Below are 1,131 nucleotides of genomic sequence, written 5' to 3'. Positions count from 1 at the left end.
CTTGTATGGATTATTTACAAATCGTTGATGGGTTAGTTCCGGATTTTTAAAATATCCTTTTGCCAGTCCCTCACCGCCAATATAAATAGCTCCCGGAAGACCTATTGGAACCAATTGCAGCGTATTGTCCAAAATATAAATAGACGTATTGTAAATTGGTGAACCGATATTGGATACTTTATCTTCTTTTTCTTCTCCTATTTTTTTAACCGTTGACCAAATCGTAGTTTCGGTAGGACCGTACATATTCCAAATTTCTGCACAAAGGCTTTTTAGTTTTTTTATTAAAGCGGCATTCAGGGCTTCCCCACCACATAATATTTTTAGTCCCGGAAGGCCTCTCCAGCCCGATTCGATTAACAGCTGGTAAAAACTTGGTGTGGCTTGCAGGATCGAAGGGTTAATCTCATCAAGTTTTTTGATAATCAATCCGGCATCCATCAACGTCTGATGACTGGCAACATAAAGTGTAGCGCCCGAAATTAAAGGTAAAAAGAACTCCAGTATAGAAATATCAAACGAATAAGTGGTAACAGAAAACAAAGTATCCTGATGGGATATTCCGGGTTTCTGCTTCATGCTTAAAAGAAAGTTCACCAGCGAGCGATGCCCGATTTCAACTCCTTTAGGATTACCTGTAGACCCCGAAGTGTAAATTACATATGCGGTATCTTCGGCCAATACTGCAGCCTTATGGCCCTGAGTTTGCTTATTGCACTGCTCTAAAAGCGATTCCAGATTGATAATGCTTTGAAGATTTTGGGTCTCTAAATCAAGATTGATACTGCTCTCCTTTACCAGTAATTTTACTTCACTGTTCACCAAAATATAATTCAATCGCTCTACGGGAAATTTAGGATCTAAAGGAATATAGGATCGCCCTGCTTTTAAAATCCCCAATAATAAAGCCACCATATTGGCAGATCTTTCCAGCATTACTGCTATCGAGGATTTATCGTCTGATCCGAATTCTGAAATAATATAAGATGCAATCTCATTGGAGAGTACATCAAGCTCCAAATAAGAGTAATTAACAGTATCATCCTTAAGAGCAATCTGCCACGGGCTTTTCTTTGCCTGTGCTTCAAATAAATCCAAAACAGTCTGATCACGTGCATATTCATTATCTGT

1 protein-coding gene is annotated in these 1,131 nt (G+C 38.8%); it reads right to left on the bottom strand.

The genetic code is table 11. The features are described from left to right. A partial coding sequence (locus IRZ78_RS25985) for an AMP-binding protein (RefSeq protein WP_194620502.1) occupies positions 1–1,131 on the bottom strand: 1,131 nt, incomplete at both ends.

The organism is Flavobacterium sp. CSZ (assembly GCF_015350725.1).
In the GTDB taxonomy this organism is placed as follows: domain Bacteria; phylum Bacteroidota; class Bacteroidia; order Flavobacteriales; family Flavobacteriaceae; genus Flavobacterium.
This window is presented reverse-complemented; position numbering and strand designations above follow the sequence as displayed.